The following is a 4,311-nucleotide window of genomic DNA, read 5'->3' as shown; positions in this document are numbered from 1 at the left end:
TTGTGCACACACGTTCTTTTCGGCCATTTGTCTCGCTGCCATTGTTATCTTTTATATTTAATGAGTCCTGAACCTAGAAGAATGAAGGTGCGGCAGCCATACCCCGCCTCTGCGTTTTCCGCCGTTTTTCTCTGGAAGACTTCGGCGGAGGGCGCTCAGTTGCGGCACAGGGCTTTTCCCGGCACGTCACATCTCTCGGTCCGCCCCGGAGCGCTTCCGCCGCCGGGCGAAAAGCGCTCTTCCCGCGGGCCGTCTTTCTCCGAAGACTCCCTGCATCCGCGAGGATGCGGCGCAGAAAAAGCAGTCTCACCGTGCCCGGATCCGGTGCGCGCTCAGAATGTGTGCAGCCTTATTCCCCAGAAGGCCGCAATCCGGCAAAAGCACATAAAAAAGCCCGGCGATGCCCGGACAACGTTTCCCTCTCCGTCTCAGGATACGGCCGGGGCATATCCTTTTCCCGGAACATATCGTTCCCGTTTGCTGCAGGAGTGCGCAAAGCCATGACGACACCCCGGCGGCTTCTTTCTTGAGAAAAGAAAGGGAAATGCAGGTGAATATCCATAATTTCACAAAATAATCAAGGCTATTATCATCATTTTTCAGGCAAAACGCAAGTTGTTGACCCCGGACGGGCCAAAAGCTTAGCGTACGCTTCGCCCTGCCTGTGTACTCCGGGAATTTCCCTTCTTCCCCGGGCCTTCATGCCCTGCCTTCCGGCCGCGACACGCCCCAAAAAGCGGCCCGGAAGCTTTTTTGCCCGGCGCCTGCCGCGACAGCGTTCCCAAAGGACGGAAGAAGAGAAAAAACATGGCTTCTTCCAGAATATCCGAGACTCGGGCCGCATCCTTTCTTTTCCTGAAGGGGCGGCCCGCATGGTTTTCTCCTGGAAAAAGCCTTTCTCCCCATGGAAATTCCCGGATGTGCCTCTTTCCTCCCGGAAAAAAGCATCGGCATCAACAAATACCTGTGCCTTACGCATCATCCGTTTTCCAAAAAAAAGGAGAAAACATGACTGGTCCCGTCGTCAATTCGCTGTGCATTCTTTTCGGTGCCCTGATCGGAAGCTCCATCGGCAAGCTTCTCGGGGAAACCTTCCGCAGGCATCTTCTGCTCGTTTTCGGCTGCATCAATATAGGTATGGGCGTTTTCATGATCGGCAAAACGCAGGCTCTTCCCCCCGTGGTCTGTTCCCTGCTTCTCGGAACTCTGGCCGGGGAAATGCTGAGACTGGAATACCTCATCATGCTGCTTGCCCACAAGATTGCCACCCTGTTCAGCCGGATAGGAAAAAAGCAGCGCAGTTCCCTCGAATACATGCGGGAGCAGTTTTCCATTTTCCTCGTCGTGTTCGCCGCCAGCGGCCTGGGCTTCTTCGGTTCCATGCAGGAAGGCCTCACGGGAGATCCTTCCCTGCTCATTATCAAAGCCCTGCTTAGCCGCCAACACAGGAGCCATCATCGGTATTCTCTGCGTCCCCAGTTCCTTGTCCAGTGCATCATTCTTCTTTCGGCCGGCTTCGTCGGGCAGTACGCCACCCCTTTTCTGCTGGATAATTTCTCCGGCTGCGGCGGATTCATCATGCTCGCCACAGGGCTGCGTACCTGCGGCATCATGCAGTTCCCCATTCTGAGCATGCTGCCCGCCTTCCTGTGTTCCATGCCCCTTTCCCTGCTCTGGCTCCACTTCTTCGGCTGATTCTGCACGAAGTTCCGTGCCGTTCCCCGAAACACCGCTTCTGAAGGGAACACCGTTTTTCCCTCAGAAGCATAGTCCCGGAAAGGGACGGAAGCCTCCATCAGAGAACTGCGGCAGGGGCACCGCTTCCCTGAGGCGTATTGACCAAGCCCGTCAATACGCCCACGAAAAAGACATCTTCTGTTCCTTCATACCAGCGGGGCTCTATGGATATTCTCTGCATGCTCATCCTCGGCGGTGCTGTGGTCGGGCTCCTTTCCGGCCTTTTCGGGGTGGGGGGAACCATCATCATCGTTCCGCTGCTCAATCTCCTTTTTTCCGGCATGGGCATACCGGAAAATCTGGTTCAGCATCTCGCCGTGGGAACGGCCCCCTCGACCATACTCGTCACATCCCTCGCCACCTTCATCGCCCATGTGCGCATGGGCTCCATGCGCTGGGATGTCTGGAAAAAAATGGTCTCCGGCATCGTCATCGGTTCCGTGGCCGGGGCCGTTCTCGCGCACAGGATTCAGGGCTCGTCGCTGGAACTTGTTTTCGGCATCATGATCGTGGTCATGGCCGTTCAGATGATCATCGGCTTCAAGCCGCGGCCCCATAGCGCGCTCAGGCATGCTCTATTCCGGTAAGCATCGCCATCGGCGTTCTGTCCAGCCTCACCGGCGTGGCGGGTTCCCTCCAGCTCATCATCTTTCTGGCATGGGCCGGCTATGCGTGGTGCGACTGCGTGAGTACCGCCGCCGCGCTCAGCCTGCCCATTACACTCACCGCCACCATCAGCTATATGATCCTCGGCTGGGGCATCGACGGCCTGCCGGACTTTTCCCTGGGATATGTGTATCTTCCGGGCACCTTCGGTCTCATGATCCCGAGCATGCTCATGGCCGTGGCCGGTGCAAGACTCGCCCACTACTGCCTGCCGGATTGCTCAAAAGAGCCTTCGGCGTATTCGGGCTCTGCGTCGGCATCACCCTTCTGATCAGACTGATCTGACCAGCCGGGGTCTTCCGCGCATCCGGACCTGCCCTGCCGCCTTTCTGCTGCGGTATCGGCATTTCCCGGCTTACCGCTTTTGCCGGCCTTGCGCCGGACTCCCGGCCGTCAGCCTTATGCCTGCAGCCCTCTCGCCGTGAAGGCGCTTTTCCCACACGAAACGACCTCAAAAAACACAAAAGCCTTCTGTTCCGACAGTGCCGGGCCGCCATTGCCGGACAGGATGCTTCCCGGAGACGCGGAGCAGGAACGGCAAAGGCATTTTCGCCCGTTGCCCCCTGCATGCCGCCACGGCTTCCATTTTTTCCGGCACGGCAGAGCCATGCCCGCCTGCCGTGCCCCGTGCATTCTTAAAGTTCTGATTCAAGGTTGCGGCACCTTCTTCCTTTTCCGAAAGGCATGGGGCAAAGCCCCTTCTCCCCGGAGAAAGGCGCCCCGCCGGACTTTTCAAAACGCCCCGCAACGGCTATGGTAAAAAAAGACGATCGGTTATTTCAGGAGACAATCATGCATACGTTTTACCTCCCCCCCGGACAATGGAGCGGGCGACTCGAACTTTCCGGCGCGGAAGCGCATCACATGGGCCGCGTGCTTCGCCTGCACCCCGGCGACGAGGTGCTTGTACTCGACGGCGAAGGCAGAGAAGCCCTCTGCCGCATCTCCGCCATAGGCAGGCAGTCCGCGCTGCTGAACATTGTGGAGGAAAAACGATATCCCAGGCCTGAAGCAGGTGTCGTACTTGCCGTAGGCTGGGGCAAGGAAGCCCGCAGGGGCTGGATTCTGGAAAAATCGGTGGAACTTGAAGCAGCCGGGCTGTGGTTCTGGCAGGCCAGGCGCAGTCAGTTCCCCGTGCCTGCCGATGCCAAGGAAACCTGGCACGCCTCCCTTGTGGCCGGGGCCAAACAGTGCCGGAATCCGTGGCTGCCCGAACTGCGCACGCTGCCCGGAGGCGTGGAGGAACTGATACGGGCCTCACAGGACTTCGAACACCGTCAGGTGCTTCTGGAAAGCGGCCTGCCGGGGCAGTCCTTCATGTCGGCGGATGTGCTCGGCCTGCCGGGAAAGACGCTCTGCGTCATCGGCCCTGAGGGAGGATTCACGCCCGAGGAAGCCGAACGCCTCATTGACGCCGGATTTCAGGCCCTCAGCATGGGAGAAAGGGTGCTCCGCTGGGAAACGGCGGCCATGATGGCCCTGGGCCTGCACTGGTGGAAACGTCAGCATCCCGGAGAACCCTCATGAACCGTCCGCTGCCGGAAAGTCTGCGTCCTGCGGAACTGGAACACTTCGTGGGGCAGAGCCACCTGCGCGCCCAGATACAGGCGCTGCTCAATGGTCCGCACCTGCCGAGTCTTCTGCTCTTCGGCCCTCCCGGCTGCGGAAAATCCACCCTCGCCCTTATTCTGGCCCGGGCCACGGGCAGAAAAATGCTGCGCCTTTCCGCTCCTGAAGCGGGCATACAGCAGATGCGCCGTCAGCTCTCCGGGGTCGACGTGCTGGTGCTTGACGAACTGCACCGTTTTTCCAAGGCTCAACAGGATTTCTTTCTGCCCATTCTGGAAAGCGGCGAAATGACCATGATCGCCACCACCACGGAAAATCCTTCCTTCAGCGTGACAAGAC

General features: G+C 58.8%; 5 protein-coding genes. All 5 read left to right on the top strand.

Annotated features, from left to right (window positions below; genetic code table 11):
• Nucleotides 1–1,008 precede the first annotated feature (1,008 nt).
• On the top strand, nucleotides 1,009–1,695 hold the full coding sequence (locus Q0K07_RS12875) for a DUF554 family protein (protein ID WP_294559765.1): 687 nt from the start codon (nucleotides 1,009–1,011) through the stop codon (nucleotides 1,693–1,695).
• 206 nt (nucleotides 1,696–1,901) lie between these two features.
• The gene (locus tag Q0K07_RS12870; protein ID WP_294559764.1) at nucleotides 1,902–2,324 is read left to right on the top strand and encodes a sulfite exporter TauE/SafE family protein; all 423 of its coding nucleotides are present in this window, start codon (nucleotides 1,902–1,904) and stop codon (nucleotides 2,322–2,324) included.
• Between the two features lie 35 nt (nucleotides 2,325–2,359).
• On the top strand, nucleotides 2,360–2,674 hold the full coding sequence (locus Q0K07_RS12865; protein ID WP_294559763.1) for a hypothetical protein: 315 nt from the start codon (nucleotides 2,360–2,362) through the stop codon (nucleotides 2,672–2,674).
• A gap of 521 nt (nucleotides 2,675–3,195) precedes the next feature.
• Nucleotides 3,196–3,930 carry a 16S rRNA (uracil(1498)-N(3))-methyltransferase gene (locus Q0K07_RS12860; RefSeq protein ID WP_294559762.1) on the top strand — a complete coding sequence of 245 codons (735 nt, stop codon included), beginning with the start codon at nucleotides 3,196–3,198 and terminating at the stop codon, nucleotides 3,928–3,930.
• A partial coding sequence (locus Q0K07_RS12855) for an AAA family ATPase (protein WP_294559761.1) occupies nucleotides 3,927–4,311 on the top strand: 385 nt, incomplete at its 3' end. The genes Q0K07_RS12860 and Q0K07_RS12855, both read left to right, overlap by 4 nt.

This window comes from uncultured Mailhella sp., from assembly GCF_944324615.1.
Lineage (GTDB): Bacteria > Desulfobacterota > Desulfovibrionia > Desulfovibrionales > Desulfovibrionaceae > Mailhella.
The sequence above is the reverse complement of the archived record's forward strand: the minus strand, read 5'-3'. Positions and strand labels throughout refer to the sequence as shown.

Coding starts and splice junctions, on each gene's coding strand:
- Q0K07_RS12875 (WP_294559765.1), top strand. CDS start 1,009: ATGACTGGTCCCGTCGTCAATTCGCTGTGCATTCTTTTCGGTGCCCTG.
- Q0K07_RS12870 (WP_294559764.1), top strand. CDS start 1,902: ATGGATATTCTCTGCATGCTCATCCTCGGCGGTGCTGTGGTCGGGCTC.
- Q0K07_RS12860 (WP_294559762.1), top strand. CDS start 3,196: ATGCATACGTTTTACCTCCCCCCCGGACAATGGAGCGGGCGACTCGAA.